A 15147-nucleotide genomic window follows, 5' to 3' on the forward strand; every position below is an offset into this window, starting at 1 on the left:
GGCCTGACGGCCGCTCTAGAGTTTCTACGTGACGGGGATGTGCTGGTCGTGTGGCGGCTGGATCGACTGGGACGCTCACTGCCGCATCTGATCGAGGTGGTCAGCACCCTGGAGGCGCGTGGTGTCGGATTCCGGTCGCTGACCGAAGCCATCGATACCACCACGCCGGGTGGGCGACTGATATTCCATGTGTTCGGTGCCCTGGGGCAGTTCGAGCGCGACCTGATCCGTGATCGCACCAAGGCGGGACTGGCTGCTGCCGCAGCCCGTGGGCGCAAAGGGGGACGCAAGCCCGTCGTCACCGGCGACAAATTGAAGCGGGCAAGGGACCATCTCGCCAATGGGCTGAACGTCCGCGAGGCTGCGTCACGCATCAAGGTCAGTAAGACGGCTCTCTACGCCGCCTTGAAGGCCAGCCAGCCTGATGTCCCAGACCATACCTGACACTTCGTGCAGTCGCCTTAATTATTCTATGTGAATAAAAGGTAGGCTTTCTTTACCCCGGCTTATTCATGAGGCACGTCTGAAAACGAAGATAGCGGATGGTATTCTCTTGAGAAATCAGAACGTTCCGGCAAGAACCTGATTCTAGAGGACCATCCGCTATGGGTGAAAGCGTATCTCCCTGGATTCCGTCCTGCAACGGGTCCATCCGCGTTGAGCTCGACCGCCAACGCACCACCGGCGACAGCGGCGCGCTGCTGCTGCGCGAAGCCCTCGACAGCAGCGGTGTGATCGAGGCGCTCGAAGACAACCTGATCGATCCGCGCCATCCGCTGCGCATCCGTCATTCGCTGGCCAGCCAGCTTCGCACTCTGTGCTGCAGCGCGCGATGGGCTGGATCGATCTCAGCGATACCGACACGCTTCGGCGTGACCCGCTCTGGCGGCTGGCCTGCAGCGATGCACGAGGGATGACATCCCTGGCCCAGGACCGACCCTCTCAGCCACACTATCGCGGCTGATGACCTGCCTCGGGCGCAACGACAACATCGATGCCGTGCATGAAGGCCTGCTGCGGCTGGTGGTCTGGCGCCTGACTTCGCTGAAAAACAGTGAGCGTCCTAAGCAGCTGACGCTGGACATCGACGGCCTGCCGATCGAGGTGCACGGCCATCAGGGCGGGGCCTTTACGGTGCCCGCATCTACTCGCCGCTGGTTGCCTCGCTGGCCGAAACCGGTGACATGGTGGGTGGCCTGCTGCGTGAGGGCAACGCCGGCCCGGCCGAGAATGCCGATACCTGGATCCCGCATCTGGTACGGCGTCTCCACGAGAGCACCGGCGCCCAGGTTCGGGTGCGCATCGACGCCGGTTTCACCGACAATGACACGCTGGAGGCGCTGGAAGAGCGCGGCATCGAGTACCTGGGCAGACTGCGCAGCCACAAGGGCCTGCAGACACTGGCCGCGCCATACTTGAAGCGGCCCCGAGGCCGCCCACCTGAACAGCCTCGGGAATGGTGCCATGACCTTGAGTACCAAGCAGGTTCCTGGCCAGCGACACGGCGCGTGGTGCTGGTGGTGCAGGAACGTCCCGATGATCTGCTGTTGCATGCCTTCTTCCTGGTCACCAATCTCAGCAAGTTCGACTGGCCGCCGGAGAAGGTACTGGCGCTCTACCGCAAGCGCGGCAGCGCCGAGTCGCACATGGGTGAGGTGAAGTCAGCGCTCGACGTGCACCTCTCGTCGACCGACCGCGGTGCCTCCACGGTTCAGGATGTCATGACCCGCAACGAGGTGAGCCTGGGCCGGATGCGCGAGCAGGTACTCAAGGTAGCGGCCACGCTCTCGCTGCACGCCCGGCGCATCACCGTTCACCTCGGCGATGCGGCTGACAAATGGTGGCCGGCCTTGCTAAAGGGGCTGCCGAAGCTGACCGCGTTGAGTTGACGCTCCAGCAAGACACCACAGCACCATAAGTTGAGCGACCGCAGTGGCGGTCAGCAATCACGGCTGCCTCGAAGGTCGATGTTGATAACTGAAAGCTATAGAAAATCGGCAATAAGGCAGCATTCAGGCATTACCCAGCTGGCTTTTCCGCCAGAGATGTGGGTCCTGATAAGCGATGCTGCCGGTTGGAAGCTTCAAGCCGGCTCATCAGCATTCTCGTGAATGAGGCGGGTTCACCTCGGCGCTGCCGCTGATAAATGGTGGCCGACGCTGCTGAAGGGGCTGCCGAAGCTGACCGCGCTGCACTGATGCTCTACGCGATGACGAGTGACCGAGAACAAGGCGATCATAATGATGGCCGGCGAGCACGGCTGCCCGAATGGCCACCATCTATGCCTACACGATATAAAAGAACCCACCAACCATCCTAGAAGGAATAAGCGGAGTGCCCTTCAGACGACAACCGCTGCTGGTGCCAAGCGCAGCCGACAAGCCATGGGGTCATAACGCGCGATTCGGTACCTTCGTGAATAAGGCGGGTTTACCTATTATTCATGGAGTATCCTTGGCAATGGGTGCTCACTGATTGCGCTCATGAATTCATTTAACGAGCTAGTTATGGCAGCGCCATCAAGACCTCGAGTTATAAAAATCAGATTCGAATCATTCTGGTCTTTCGGCCAGTCGTCAATATGCTCCGGCGGATGGATAGTATGTTGCACACCATGCAACACTACTGGCCTAGGGTCTCCATGCACATGGAGAACTCCCTTGACCCGGAGGATATTACGGCCGTGCCTGTTAAGAAGCATTGAAAGCCAGATTCCAAAGCAGGTCCAGTCCACTGCTCCCTGAAAGCGAAGCCGAAAGGACTGCACTCCATGCAGGTGTTCATTCTCCGTCATCGTATATTTGCGATGTTTCGGACCAAGCCAGCCTTGCACTTGTTCCGGCTTCCAGCACTTGATATGCGGCCCATCTTCAAATAATTCGCTGCTCGGCTGGGCCTGCGCGTCCGATCCCAGCAACACTGCGGTAGGATTGATGGCTTGCACCTGATAGGTTACTTCTTCGATCTGCGTATGCGTTGCCATTTCAGCTTTGCTCATCACCAGCTTGTCAGCCGCTGCTACTTGCTCAGCCCATACAAAGTGGTCTTGCTGGCTTTGCTGGGCATTAATCGCATCCACGACTGTGACGGTGGCACCGGGTCGAATGTGGTAGCGTAACGTGGAGTCAGCAGTGATTGTGGAGGCGATCGGCCCCGGACTTGCTAATCCAGTGGTTTCTATAATGACCCTCTTAAATGGAGGAATTAGTCCTTCTTCGCGCTGGTACAGTAGGTCAAGCAGTGCCTCCGACAGCTCTCCACGGATTGTGCAACACACACAGCCACTTTTCAGGAGTACAACATCTTCAGAAATTTTCCCGAGCAATAAATTGTCGAAACCGACTTCCCCGTACTCGTTGATTAATACCGCTGTGTCACCGTAGCTCTCAGATTCCAATACCGCCTTGAGCAAGGTGGTTTTACCGCTACCAAGAAACCCGGAAATGACGTTCACCGGAAGAAGTCGCGAGGGTGAGTCACTCATCTTGTCAGGCTCTGAAGGAAGCCCACATCCAAAGGATCAAATTTGCTATTTGTCATCACTTCAACCTGGTGCCAGACCCCACCCAGATCATGAACGATCTCATGCTTTCCGGTGGCGGTGGAAAGAATATAACTAGCTGACTGAAAATCCTCAATATGTGCAAGCCTTGAGGACAGCACCCGATTGATCAGCGCAATGCGGTATGCCCTTGCCCGACGTCGTTCGTAATGAGCTGCTTCGGGATCCATAATCCCGATGGTCCAGTGATTCTCTCCTCCTAGGGCTCCGCATAGTCCGCACATGTGAATGTTTTCTCTGAATAGGGAATGATACGATGCCTGGGTCGCGGTCATTACTAAGCATTGGCACCGCTTTTCGGCGACTGCCTGCTAGACTAGACGCGTGGATGCCGCTTAGAAAAATCATCCGCAATCTCGTTGAAGGTGCAAAAATGTACGCCCTCATGACCAAGTATATGCTCAATCATCCGCTCCAGCATCATCAAAACCTGCGGCCGGCCAGATACGTCGGGATGGACCGTCATTGTAAATACAGCATAGTCGTTTTCGCGATAGACCCAATCAAACTGGTCCTGCCACATCTCCCCCAGATGCCTGGGACTGACGAAGCCATGGCTGTTGGGGGATTTTTTGATGAACAACATTGGCGGTAAGTCATCCAGATACCAGTTCGCCGGGATCTCGATAAGGTCCGTTTCCTCGCCACGTTGCAACGGCTTCATCCAATCTTTGGCCTTCTTGGAATAATCGATCTTCGTCCAAGAATCGCCAACACGTACATAGTACGGATGGAAATCGTTGTGCATTAGGCTGTGATCGTACTTAATGCCACGCTCCAAGAGTAATTCATTGGTGATTGGACTGAATTCCCACCAAGGGGCTACATATCCTGTGGGTCGCTTGCCAGATAGTTTTGTTACCAGTTCAATGCTGTGGTCCAGCACTTCGCGTTCCTGCTCCCTAGTCATTGCAATGGGGTTTTCATGGCTATACCCATGAACACCAATTTCGTGACCCGCGTCAGCGACAGCCTTCATCTGTTCTGGAAAAGTCTCGATGCTATGGCCGGGAATAAACCAAGTTGTCTTAAGGTTGTAGCGTTCAAAAAGTTTTAGTAGCCTGAGCGAACCGACCTCACCAGAGAACATGCCGCGCGAAATGTCATCCGGTGAATCCTCCCCGCCATAGGAACCTAGCCAACCAGCCACAGCATCCACGTCCACGCCGAAAGCAACAAAAATTTCCTTCTTTGACATTGTCGTATCTCCTTCTGATTATATTGGCGAGTAAACTCCACGCCGTCTATTACATCTATATGGTTTCTTTTCCTCAAATAATCTCACTGACCAGCATGAGTAAGCCCGGAGACTCCTTCGAAAAGTGACACCCTGGGAGACCACCCCCACTGGTCATGTGCACGGTCGATAGCCAGGGGAGCGGTCAAGTACTCTCTTTTTATCTCTTCATTGCAAAACGTGACCGATAGAGGCCCAATTGTTTTTCGCACGATTTCAGCGATTTCATCCATTCGCCATTCCGCTCCAGGTGCAACATTTGCAACGATTCGTCCAGGGCGCCTATCAAGCGTCGCCAGCTCTATTGCACGTACGACATCGTCAGAATGGATCAACTGTCGCTTCGACCAAGCATTTTCTTTAATAACCGTTTCGCTCTTACGTAGAGCACCTTCAACCAATGCTCGCACCGGGCAATATGTCTTCCTATCAGGCCCATAAACATGGGCAATGCGCAATAAAGCAGCAGACATGCCGAACTGAGCCACGTAACTCGTGATCAACGCCTCACATGCAGCCTTGGTAGCACCATATACATTGGTCGGTACCAAGTCGCGATCTTCGTGCACAGGGCCCTGTTCCACTTCTCCATAGACCATAATGGTTGAGCACTGTACGATTCTAGGAATATTATGGAGGCGCATTAATTCCAAAATATTAATTGTTCCAGAAATATTAATATCTGCAATTTCGTCAGGCCTATCCTTCAGCACCATGGATCCCGAAACACCTCCACCATGTACGACAACATCAATGGGGGGGCTATCATTTAAGAAGGTTGAGAGCTGATGGATATCCCTCACGTCCAAGACTTTCGTTTTAAGCCTCGTATGTATCAAATCACAAGGATGCACATCTATTCCTAACACAGTATGGCCAGAAGCAGCAAGTCTCATGGCCAAATTGCGACCAATCATGCCAGACACACCTGTTACAACAACATTTAGTAATTTTTTTTGGCTCATATTTAAAACCCAAAGAGTCGTGGTAATGTTAAAACTAGCGCCGGCCAGAACATACAAATGGAAAGAAAACCGAACTGTATTATCACATACGGCCAGACGGCCGATACGATTTTCCCAATCGAAAGACGGGTTATACCAGACATTACAAAGAGTAGCACGCCAATGGGAGGGGTAATGGAACCAATTACAATGTTGAGAACGAAAAGCAAAGCAAAGTGCAGAGGGTCCAGTCCATACTCAATCGCCAATGGCGCGAAAAGGGGCACCAGCATTATGAAAGCGGCATTTGCCTCAATAAACATTCCCACACAGGCGAGAATAATCATAACGATAACCAGCATAAGATACTTATTATCAGTTACTGCACGCAACCATTCGGAAAGCGCTTGTGGAATGAGTTCAATAGTGAACAAGAAAGTAATTGTTGAAGCGAAAGCAATGAGCGCCCCGACTATCGATGTAGTTATTGCAGCACGAAGCAGAACCCCGGGAATATCTTTTATTTTCAACTCGCGGGTAACGGCGAAACCAATGAATAATGCGTACAATACCGCAATTGCACTTCCCTCCGTTGCGGTAAACGCGCCACTAATGATACCGCCAACAACAATAATAGGCATCAAAACTATGATTAAGCCACGGCGCAACTCACGAAGAATTCTTTTTAGGCTTATAGGTTCGCCGGTAAACGGATAGCCGCGGCGCCATGCCACCCAAGAAACATAGCACATGAGAATAAAAGCAAGTAGAATACCAGGTAATACTCCAGACAAAAATAATGCGCTGACAGACACCGAAGGTCCCGCCATGATGGCATAAACAATCATACCCGCACTCGGTGGAATAATAGGACCAAGGTTAGCCGAAGCTATCACAAGACCCGCGGCAAATTTTTTATCGTAAGCCTCAGAAAGACTCGGCACTAACGTGGATCCGAGGGCGCTTGCCGTTGCGATAGCAGTTCCAGAAACAGCCGATAACCCCATGGATGAAAGTATAGTGACATGTGCTAGACCGCCCCGCACACGTCCGATTAAACTATTGGCAAGGGATATGATACGTGCCATTGCTCCGCCGACAACCATGAGCTCGCCGGCCAAGATAAAGAAGGGAATCGCCATTAGTGGAAAGGAGTCCACGGCATAGAGCATGCGCTCTGGTAGAATGGATAGACTCATGTCCCCATACCAAAGCCCAGCGAGCGAAGCTACGCCAATGGCAAAAGCGAGAGGCATGCCAAGTAGCGCTAACAACACGAAAATTCCGATAGCGATCTCGATCATGATTTCATACTTTCCTTCACTTCTTCGACAAAGCTAGATGGCAACTCACCACCAAGGGCCAGGTCGAGACTTTGGGAAGCAAAATGCAAAGAGCAATGAAACCCTGCCCACAACAACGGAACATAGAACCATCCGCTACTCAAAGGTAGTGACGATAGCGTTTGATTCCAAGTGGACATGGTTGCCCGTGTGCCGACGACAGTCACAACCATCATCAAGAAAATGCCAACGACATTCAATCCTATGATAAGCCCCCTTTGAAAAAGTGGAGGAAGAAGATTTTGCAAAATGTCTATCCCCACATGTCCTCTTATCTTGAGAGCCAAGGGAATGGCAAAGAAGATGAGCGCCACGAAGCAAAGACGAGAAACCTCCCACGCCCAATCCAATGACGAATTAAAAATGTATCTCAAAACGACCTGTGTGGAAACAACCACAACAAGTGTCGCCATAAAAACGATAATCACAACAGACACTAACGCATCTATCCGACCAAGAAGTCGATTCAGAAAAACTCCTGCAGCATAAACTGCCGCAGGAGAATTTGTATCTTTGTGTTTATTCTTCAACGCCGACATCCTCGAGAACCATATCGACCAAATCGGAACCAATGCGCTCACGCGCACTGTCGATGATACTACTGGTCATTTCACGCATTTCATCACGCAGCTCATCCGAGATGGGCGTAAATGTCATACCTTCCTCAATGAGCGCTTCTCGAGCCGCCTCATTAGATTCCTTGTTGTAGCTGCGCTGCCATTCAATAGCCTCATCCATGGAGGTGCGAATTGCCTCCTGATACTCCGGATCCAAGTTTTCGAATGCATCTTTGTTTGCCAAGTACACCACATAATCGTAAAAGTGCGCGGTATCGGAGAAATGATTCTGTACCTCTTGGAAACGATTCGTCAGGATGATGCTATATGGGTTTTCTTGCCCATCTACGACGCCTTGCTGAAGCGCTGAAAACAACTCAGCAATGTCGAGCGGCGTGGGATTGGCTCCAAGTGCGCGGAACGTGTTTAGATGCACCTCGTTGGGCTGCATGCGAAGACTTAGGCCATCGAAATCTTCGATCGAATTCAATGCACGACGAGAGTTTGTCACATGTCGCGCCCCGAGGTCACCCCACCCCAAGGCGATGACGTCCCTCTCCTCGAACCGTTCGGACAAGATATCCCCAACAGGACCATCCACAAGTTCGAAAGCTCTTTCCTGGTCGGGCAGCATGAACGGAAGAGACAGTGCTTCTATTTCCGGCACCACCCCCGTCCAAAACGATGGGCCCGACCAAGACATGAAAATGGAACCACGACGTACCTGATCCACCTGTTGTGAAGCCCCTCCCAACTGATTGGATGGGAAGAGGTCAATACGTACTTCGCCATTCGTTTTTTCAGATACTGCGTCTCGAAATCTCTCCATTGCCAGACTGCTGGAGTGGTCGGGCTGAAAGCTCCCAGATGCCCTAAGCGTGACTTCCTGGGCAGAAGTTAACCCGCTAACTCCCAAACAACTCAGTGCAGCAGTCAATGTAGCATATTTAACCATTTTCATAGAAATACTCCCACTTTAATTTGATCAAGTGATCTATTGATTTTTAGAGTCTAGTATTTCGTGAACCTCTTGAACAGCCTTATTTAAGTAGCTGATTTCATTTGGCATCCATTCTCTTGTATTTTTATTCTCATGTACCGAGATCCACCCCACCAATTCGTCATCTCGAATAAGGGGCCCTAGCATTTGTGCCTTGACGCCATAAATCTCAATGAGTGCAATTGGCGGCGCTGGCGTGACGTCCAGGCAAGACGTCTGAACCAGAATCTCCCGGTGGCGCTCGAGCCATTCCACCGTTTCCAATTTCCGCTGATCCAAGGAAGTTTCTCCAGATAATGGATTAATGTTTTTCGCCAATGCCTCGCCCGCTGGATCATCAACATGAAAGGAAACTCTCGGCAAGTCGATACGAAGGGTAGTGCGGCTTGCCTTGGTCGCCTCAAGCAATTTTTCGAGGACATTATTAAAGGCTTCTACCAGCCTTTCACGCTCGTCAATATGGTTAGCTTTATTCATGATGTCCCAATATTTATGTAATTATGCATTGATGCCAAAAATTCTGACACTGAAGTTTTTAAAAATTCTCGACAGATCTAAAGTACTCAAAACATATCACTGCATCAGGGTGGAGGTATCGTTTCTTCGAGCCTCGCGATTATGTCGACTTCACCCGTCGTGGAGAGCAGTACGGCTAGGGTCAAACGCGCCTTGCGAGCACTGAGATCACGTACCGCCAAGCATCCTCGCGCTTCTAGACTGACTAAGCTGCCCGGGAATTCGTAACGGGTATTGACGGGCCCTTCCGGACAGGACGACACCACCATCACCGTTAGGCCAGCCGCCACGGCGCGGTCAATGGCATCGAGCCAGGTCGGCGGCACATGCCCCCTGCCCAGTCCGTCGATGATCAGGCCTCTGGCCCCGCCAGCCACCACTGCGTCTACCAGATCGGGGCTGGCCCCCAGATACACCGCTAGAATGTCCACCCGTGGCAGCACATCGCCCAGCGGCAACGAGGCCCCACATCGCGGCATCTGCGCCAAGTGCACACGATGGCCATCCACATAGCCCAGCGGCCCGTATCCCGGCGCGCCAAACCCCTGCACCTGATAGCTGTTTAGCTTGCGAACGTGGCGCGCGGCATAAATCGATTCGTTGAACACCACCGTCACGCCGAGCCGCGCCATCACCGGTTCGGCGGCGGCGCTGATTGCACTTGCCAGATTGCGAAACGCATCACTACCCGCCTCATGGGGGGCACGCTGGGAGCCCGTGACCACCAGGGCGCAGTGATCAAGCGACAGAGTAATGTCTAGAAAGTGCGCGGTTTCCTCAAGAGTGTCGGTACCGTGAGTCACAACGATACCGTCGACATCGGGGTCAATCGCCAGGCGCTTGCATATGCGAGCCATCTCGACCAGATCCACTAGGTCGACCGCGTTGCTGGGCTTCTGCAGAATTGATCTGACCTCGACCGTCAACTGCTCATTTTCCGAGAAAGCAACACGCTCCAGCAGTGCCTCGCCGCTCATCGCGCCAGAAATGTTGAGGCCCGACGCGCTTGGCTCGCTGGCGATCGTGCCACCGGTGGTCAGCACAACGACGTGTCGCTTGGTCATCGATTCTCCCCGAGTGTGTTACGGACCCCTGTGCTCAGAAGCAACCTACAAGATATCTGCTGTAAGGATATCTGATGTCTGATGTCTAAGAAGCATGCTAGACTCTCTTCACGTCGAGACGCAAGTGTCGTTTGCCAAGATTTTCATCAGGCCAGGTGCAGACTCCGGCACAAGCGAAGGCGCAAGCGACCCCGCGGAGCAATCCAGCCTGCCATTCTCACGTATACCATCGACAACACGAGACTCGCTCATGAGGACCAAGCCACAACCGGCTGTCACCCCAATGGAACCGACCCGCTTTGGCGGCTCTATGGAGCGCAGCTCCATCGCCTTTCAGATACTCGAGCGTATCAAGACCGCCCTGATCCGCGGACAATTAAAGCCTGGCGACTATCTGCCCTCCGAGACCGAGCTCACCCAGAGCCTGGGTATCGGCAAGTCGAGCGTGCGGGAAGCCATAAAGATGCTACAGGCGATCGGCATTGTAGAAGTACGCCGCGGCCAGGGAACCATCATCCGCCGCGAACCCGGCACGCCGCTGGTCGACCCCATGGCGTTCGGGATGATCCTGGCCCGCGGGATGACGCGCGACGTCCTTGAATTTCGCCAGATGTTCGAGCCCGCCTACACCCTCCAGGCCATGGCCAATGCCACCCCTGAGGATCACGCCAGCATTCGTCACGCTATCACTGCCTTGGCAGCAGCCATCGCCAACGGCGAGCAGACCTCGCGACACGATGTCTCTTTCCACCGTGCCGTGCTGCGGGCTACGCACAATCCGATGACAATTCGTGTCGGGGAAACCTTGATCGAGCTGATTGAAGCAGCCCTTGAGACCTCAATGCAGACACTGCCGGAAACAGCCCTGAAAGATCATCAAGCAATTTATGCCGCCTTCCAGGCAGGGGATACCAACGGCGTGCTTGCCGCCATCGAAGAAAGCAGCAAAAGCTGGGAAACCAACCTCACGTATCCCGATGATCCGTGAACTTGTAAACCAGCCGATGCTCACGATCGATTCAACGTGGCCAACCGCTTAGGTCAAGCGGTGCGTGATCCGAACTTTCTCAACGCTCGACCTCGGCGATAGCTTCATTCAGTTGCTTCACGTTCCCTGAGGTTGCCATCAGGTAGGCGGCCTCTTATTAAGTTCTACGCATTCTGGCGTGAAAGCGAAGTGATCTTAGTGAAAGGCAGGATAGAGAAACGGCGGTAAATCCGAGTAAGCTGATGTTCACCACAAACGTCTGCTCACGGATACCGCCGTTGCCATGTGCGAGAGGGGAAGCTTCTTGGCCATCCGATTGGCCAACTTGGCCAGGGTGCGCGTCGGTGCGATCCCCACGCTGACCGGGATATGCGTGAAGCGACGGACCTTGGTAAACAGCTCTTGGGCATGGACATGCATCTGATCCGGGGAAAAGCCATCGAAGCGCACGAACATCTCATCAATGGAATATGGCTCGACCCCGGCAGAGAACTCCTCCAGCACCCGCTGCACCTGTGACGACATGTCGCCATACAGCTCGTAGTTGGACGACAGCAGCACGATGCGATGCTGACGCAGCAGCTGCTTCAACTCGAAGGCGGGCGTGCCCATCTCCACCCCCAGGGCCTTGAGCTCGTTGGAACGGGCAATCACGCAGCCATCGTTATTGGAAAGGACGCCGACCGGCACACCATCGAGATCCGGCCGGAACGCCCGCTCGCAGCTCACGTAAAAATTGTTGCAGTCGATCAGCCCAATCACTCGGAGGCTCCCTGGCTACACCGGATACTCGTGGATCACCGCACGGACCACGCCCCAGGCCTGGCACTCCAGGTCGGCAGCGGGGATAGGACGGTAGCGGGGATTACCCGAGGTGAGGTAAGGCCGGTTGCCTAGCAGCTCGTAACGCTTGACCACCAGCTCCCCCTCCACCGTCGCGACGAGGATATGCCCGGGCCGTGGGTCTATCGAGCTGTCCACCACCAGCAGATCCCCCTCCTGGATCCCCAGCGCCTCCATGCTGTCGCCGGTCACCGTCATGAAAAAGGTCGAGGCCGACCGCTTCACCAGCCGCTCATTGAGGTCCAGGGTTCGGCCTTCATAGTCTTGAGCCGGGCTCGGGAAGCCCGACAGGCCTGCGCGGGTCAGCTGTAGCGGAAAAGGTAATGGCAGCCACGGCGGCTCGCGATGGGCCGGGATCAGTTTGTCATGTGCCATGGAGGCCTCCTTGATACTAGATATGCATGGCTATGTTGGTATCTGTTGTTGGTTACCGCCGATCGCCGCACGGAGCCACGCTTCCTCGGCTGGCTTGGCGGTTTCAAACAGTCGCCGCCATGCCAGGTAATTCGGTAAATACGCTGTTCCCACCCCATGAAAGCGTCCCATCCAGCCCTTTAATCGGCTGATATAGCTGTTGACGTTCTGAATGTGGTATTCCTTGCCAATCACTCGCTGGTTATCGAGTGTGATCAGTCGGTGATGGGCAATCCCATGCTCAGCAGAGAAGGTCTTATACCAGCTGTGCCCGTCCGAACATAAAATCGAATCCCGATCGATGATCGGTGCCAGAAAGTCGTGGACAGTAGCCTTCTGAAGCATCGAATCCACCAGATCACTGACGTGGCCGTTGCGATCACGCACGATAACGACTGAAATTTTATCCGCTTTTTTCTTCCTATTGCTCTGTCCGCCACGCTTCCGAGGCTTGCGGTGCGTGAGGTAGCGTTTTCCCTTGCAGGACTCCGCAAAGAAGGTCTCGTCTACCTCGATAATGCCGGACAAGGCATTGACGTTGGCACGGGCACTCTCTCGCAGGAAGCGATGACGCCAACGGAAGGCTGTCTTTAAATCGATACCCACTCGGGCTGCCGAGACGCGTAATGTCAGGCTGTCTCGCATGCAGCGCAGGTAGTTAAACCATTTGTCACGGTGGTGCAGCTTGGCCAGGGGCGTTCCAGTAAGGCCATTGAACGTCTTGCGACACGCAGGATTCCGGCACCGATACCGCGGCAAACCACCGGCACGCCCCCATTTGACAGGATGCTCATTGCCGCAGTGGGGACATGGAGGGTGAGATCTTGACGTCTCAATCAGGGTGTCCGCTTGGGCGTTGATTTGCCCAATCAGCTGATTGGAAAAGTACTTTTTGAGATCGACGGGGAGGCGAACCAGTATCTGCTCGAGAGATTTGAGGTCTGCACGCTTCATGGTGTACTCCAGGGGAAACTGGATATACAGTATTTTGGAAGCACGCCAACAGCAGATACCAACATAGCGATATGCATACAGTATCGGGGATGAAAAATACCTTGCCAAGAGCTCGCGGGAAGATGCGGCTCGGTATGCAGAGGCATGCTATGAGGCCTTTAGACGTATTTGATGATTTCTGTATTTCTTCAACAGCCTTTCGTCGTGGAGACGGCTGCCTTTCAGTCCAGTAGCGTCCCTTATCTCGTTCGCTATAGAGTGACTCTTTCTCTTTTTTACGATTTTACGACTTTCTGTATTTTTCCGTCAGCAAGTCTCTCACCTCATCGGCCATTTTGCGCCCTCTCATCGCGCAGTCGGCTTTGAGTTTGGAATGCAGCTCCGCTGGAATGTCGATAGTGAGGCGCTTCATAGGCTCCTTGGGAGCATCCTGTGTTCTGGAGCCCACCCAGGCATCCGCTGCCGTATCGTCAGCTGCTTTCTTGGCGGAGGGCTTTCCGCCGATCGACACCTTCTTGCTACTCATGAGAAACGCTCCTGCAGTTCTAACATCACGGCCTCGATCTCCTGAGAGGCAACTCCATCTCGGTCTTGTTCGTAGACGGCTTTGCCAACTGCGGCGGCTTCAGCAAAAACCACACGCTGCACCACGCTGGCTTCGAGCGTCGGTAGTTCATAGGCCTCCAGAGCCTCGCGGACATCACGACCAATAGCGGTGTTGATAATTTTACGGTTAATTACAAATACAGATTTCAAGCTTTCTTTAAATACAGATGCTTCCTGTATGAGCTTCACTACCTCGTCCGCTGCCCAGATGTCGTAGGGAGACGGTTGGACAGGAACCAGTACCACGTCACTCGCCATGATGGCGGAACGGGCTAGATCAGTGACGCGAGGTGGCCCATCGATCACGATGGCGTCGTACCCCTCGCCCACTACAGGAAGTTCTTTGTGAATGCTGGGCTTGGGCAAACCGACGACAGCGAATAAGGGATTTTCTTCTCGGGCCGCCGCCCAATCTAGGGCGCTACCTTGGGGGTCAGCGTCAATCAGCAGCACCCGCTTTCCAGTTCGTGCCAGAGCTGCGGCAAGGTTAACGGATAACGTCGTTTTACCAACGCCACCCTTTTGGTTGAGCACTCCTATGATCATAAGAAAGCCTTAAATAAAGAAATACGCTTTTGATTAAAATCGTATTTGAAGTTTTTGTCAACCAAGGAATTAAGAAGGTCGCATGGACCTAGGTAGATGTTGTGTCACAACAGCCATTTTGTCCTCACTTCGTAGGGCGACCGCCTGGAGAGAGTGGGGGGAGTCGAGGCATCAGGGCCCAAGTAGGTATTGTGTCGCAACAGCCATTTTGTCCTCACTTCATGAGGGCGACCGCCTGGCCCGGCCTGGAGAGAGAGCGGGGGAGCCGAGGCATCAGGGCCCAAGTAGGTATTGTGTCACAACAGCCATTTTGTCCTCACTTCATGAGGAAGACCGCCTGGCCCGGCCTGGAGAGAGAGCGGGGGAGCCGAGGCATCAGGGCCAGGTAGGTATTGTGTCGCAACAGCCATTTTGTCCTCACTTCATGAGGGCGACCACCTGGCTCGGCCTGGAGAGAGAGCGGGGGGAGCCGAGGCATTAGGGCCCAAGTAGGTATTGTGCCACAACAGCCATTTTGTCCTCACTTCGTGAGGGCGACCGCCTGGCTCGGCCTGGAGAGAGCAGGGGGGGGGG

The 15147-nt window shown here is 53.8% G+C and carries 16 protein-coding genes and 1 pseudogene; 3 read left to right on the forward strand and 14 right to left on the reverse strand.

Going from position 1 to position 15147, the window contains the following annotated elements; translation table 11 throughout:
* Together CK498_RS24425 and CK498_RS24430 are read left to right on the forward strand one after the other, a co-directional pair.
* Positions 1-444, forward strand: a 444-nt coding sequence (locus tag CK498_RS24425; RefSeq protein ID WP_141247014.1) for a recombinase family protein, incomplete at its 5' end; no start/stop codon positions are given.
* 161 nt (positions 445-605) lie between these two features.
* Positions 606-1889: pseudogene (locus tag CK498_RS24430) on the forward strand (IS1380 family transposase).
* A gap of 548 nt (positions 1890-2437) precedes the next feature.
* Here CK498_RS24430 and CK498_RS24435 read toward each other — a convergent pair.
* The 9 genes from CK498_RS24435 to CK498_RS24470 all read right to left on the reverse strand — a co-directional run bounded on the left by CK498_RS24435 (position 2438) and on the right by CK498_RS24470 (position 10223).
* Positions 2438-3484, reverse strand: coding sequence for a CobW family GTP-binding protein (locus CK498_RS24435; RefSeq protein ID WP_095623458.1), 1047 nt, complete (start codon positions 3482-3484; stop codon positions 2438-2440).
* Complete coding sequence (locus tag CK498_RS26010; RefSeq protein ID WP_141247015.1) at positions 3481-3732, reverse strand: hypothetical protein; 252 nt, start codon at positions 3730-3732, stop codon at positions 3481-3483. The genes CK498_RS24435 and CK498_RS26010 overlap by 4 nt, the downstream gene beginning before the upstream one ends.
* Positions 3733-3878: 146 nt before the next feature.
* A complete protein-coding gene (locus CK498_RS24440; protein ID WP_095623459.1) occupies positions 3879-4760 on the reverse strand; it encodes a polysaccharide deacetylase family protein in 882 nt (293 codons plus the stop codon).
* A gap of 83 nt (positions 4761-4843) precedes the next feature.
* Entirely contained in the window at positions 4844-5764 is a 921-nt protein-coding gene (locus CK498_RS24445) for an NAD-dependent epimerase/dehydratase family protein (protein WP_095623460.1), read from the reverse strand.
* 2 nt (positions 5765-5766) lie between these two features.
* Positions 5767-7047 (reverse strand): TRAP transporter large permease, encoded by a 1281-nt coding sequence (locus CK498_RS24450; protein ID WP_095623461.1) that lies wholly within the window; start codon positions 7045-7047, stop codon positions 5767-5769.
* A complete protein-coding gene (locus CK498_RS24455) occupies positions 7044-7616 on the reverse strand; it encodes a TRAP transporter small permease (RefSeq protein ID WP_176475899.1) in 573 nt (190 codons plus the stop codon). The genes CK498_RS24450 and CK498_RS24455 overlap by 4 nt, the downstream gene beginning before the upstream one ends.
* Positions 7606-8604 carry a TRAP transporter substrate-binding protein gene (locus CK498_RS24460; protein ID WP_095623463.1) on the reverse strand — a complete coding sequence of 333 codons (999 nt, stop codon included), beginning with the start codon at positions 8602-8604 and terminating at the stop codon, positions 7606-7608. Before CK498_RS24460 ends, CK498_RS24455 begins: the two co-directional genes overlap by 11 nt.
* Before the next feature lie 33 nt (positions 8605-8637).
* Positions 8638-9120, reverse strand: a complete 483-nt coding sequence (locus CK498_RS26015; protein WP_141247016.1) for a GAF domain-containing protein — start codon at positions 9118-9120, stop codon at positions 8638-8640.
* 104 nt (positions 9121-9224) lie between these two features.
* Entirely contained in the window at positions 9225-10223 is a 999-nt protein-coding gene (locus tag CK498_RS24470; protein ID WP_095623465.1) for an asparaginase, read from the reverse strand.
* A 250-nt stretch (positions 10224-10473) separates the two neighbouring features.
* Here CK498_RS24470 and CK498_RS24475 point away from each other — a divergent pair, with 250 nt between their 5' ends.
* Complete coding sequence (locus tag CK498_RS24475; RefSeq protein ID WP_095623466.1) at positions 10474-11211, forward strand: FadR/GntR family transcriptional regulator; 738 nt, start codon at positions 10474-10476, stop codon at positions 11209-11211.
* A 246-nt stretch (positions 11212-11457) separates the two neighbouring features.
* Here CK498_RS24475 and CK498_RS24480 read toward each other — a convergent pair whose 3' ends face one another.
* The 5 genes from CK498_RS24480 to parA form a co-directional block, all read right to left on the reverse strand.
* A complete protein-coding gene (locus CK498_RS24480; protein ID WP_095623467.1) occupies positions 11458-11973 on the reverse strand; it encodes a Y-family DNA polymerase in 516 nt (171 codons plus the stop codon).
* Between the two features lie 15 nt (positions 11974-11988).
* Positions 11989-12429 carry a LexA family protein gene (locus tag CK498_RS24485; RefSeq protein ID WP_095623468.1) on the reverse strand — a complete coding sequence of 147 codons (441 nt, stop codon included), beginning with the start codon at positions 12427-12429 and terminating at the stop codon, positions 11989-11991.
* A 30-nt stretch (positions 12430-12459) separates the two neighbouring features.
* A complete protein-coding gene (locus tag CK498_RS24490) occupies positions 12460-13422 on the reverse strand; it encodes an IS1595 family transposase (RefSeq protein ID WP_095623469.1) in 963 nt (320 codons plus the stop codon).
* A 283-nt stretch (positions 13423-13705) separates the two neighbouring features.
* Positions 13706-13948 carry a hypothetical protein gene (locus CK498_RS24495; protein WP_095623470.1) on the reverse strand — a complete coding sequence of 81 codons (243 nt, stop codon included), beginning with the start codon at positions 13946-13948 and terminating at the stop codon, positions 13706-13708.
* Complete coding sequence (parA, locus tag CK498_RS24500; protein ID WP_456064533.1) at positions 13945-14562, reverse strand: ParA family partition ATPase; 618 nt, start codon at positions 14560-14562, stop codon at positions 13945-13947. Before parA ends, CK498_RS24495 begins: the two co-directional genes overlap by 4 nt.
* Positions 14563-15147 lie beyond the last annotated feature (585 nt).

Origin of the sequence: Halomonas salipaludis (assembly GCF_002286975.1) — a bacterium.
GTDB classification, from domain to species: Bacteria; Pseudomonadota; Gammaproteobacteria; order Pseudomonadales; family Halomonadaceae; genus Franzmannia; species Franzmannia salipaludis.

Bases quoted from the DNA above. Each gene is read 5' to 3' on its own strand.
- CK498_RS26010 (WP_141247015.1), bottom strand. From the start codon at position 3,732: ATGGATCCCGAAGCAGCTCATTACGAACGACGTCGGGCAAGGGCATAC.
- CK498_RS24490 (WP_095623469.1), bottom strand. From the start codon at position 13,422: ATGAAGCGTGCAGACCTCAAATCTCTCGAGCAGATACTGGTTCGCCTC.
- CK498_RS24460 (WP_095623463.1), bottom strand. From the start codon at position 8,604: ATGAAAATGGTTAAATATGCTACATTGACTGCTGCACTGAGTTGTTTG.
- CK498_RS24440 (WP_095623459.1), bottom strand. From the start codon at position 4,760: ATGTCAAAGAAGGAAATTTTTGTTGCTTTCGGCGTGGACGTGGATGCT.
- CK498_RS24485 (WP_095623468.1), bottom strand. From the start codon at position 12,429: ATGGCACATGACAAACTGATCCCGGCCCATCGCGAGCCGCCGTGGCTG.
- CK498_RS24475 (WP_095623466.1), top strand. From the start codon at position 10,474: ATGAGGACCAAGCCACAACCGGCTGTCACCCCAATGGAACCGACCCGC.
- CK498_RS24445 (WP_095623460.1), bottom strand. From the start codon at position 5,764: ATGAGCCAAAAAAAATTACTAAATGTTGTTGTAACAGGTGTGTCTGGC.
- CK498_RS24495 (WP_095623470.1), bottom strand. From the start codon at position 13,948: ATGAGTAGCAAGAAGGTGTCGATCGGCGGAAAGCCCTCCGCCAAGAAA.
- CK498_RS26015 (WP_141247016.1), bottom strand. From the start codon at position 9,120: ATGAATAAAGCTAACCATATTGACGAGCGTGAAAGGCTGGTAGAAGCC.
- CK498_RS24470 (WP_095623465.1), bottom strand. From the start codon at position 10,223: ATGACCAAGCGACACGTCGTTGTGCTGACCACCGGTGGCACGATCGCC.
- CK498_RS24450 (WP_095623461.1), bottom strand. From the start codon at position 7,047: ATGATCGAGATCGCTATCGGAATTTTCGTGTTGTTAGCGCTACTTGGC.
- CK498_RS24435 (WP_095623458.1), bottom strand. From the start codon at position 3,484: ATGAGTGACTCACCCTCGCGACTTCTTCCGGTGAACGTCATTTCCGGG.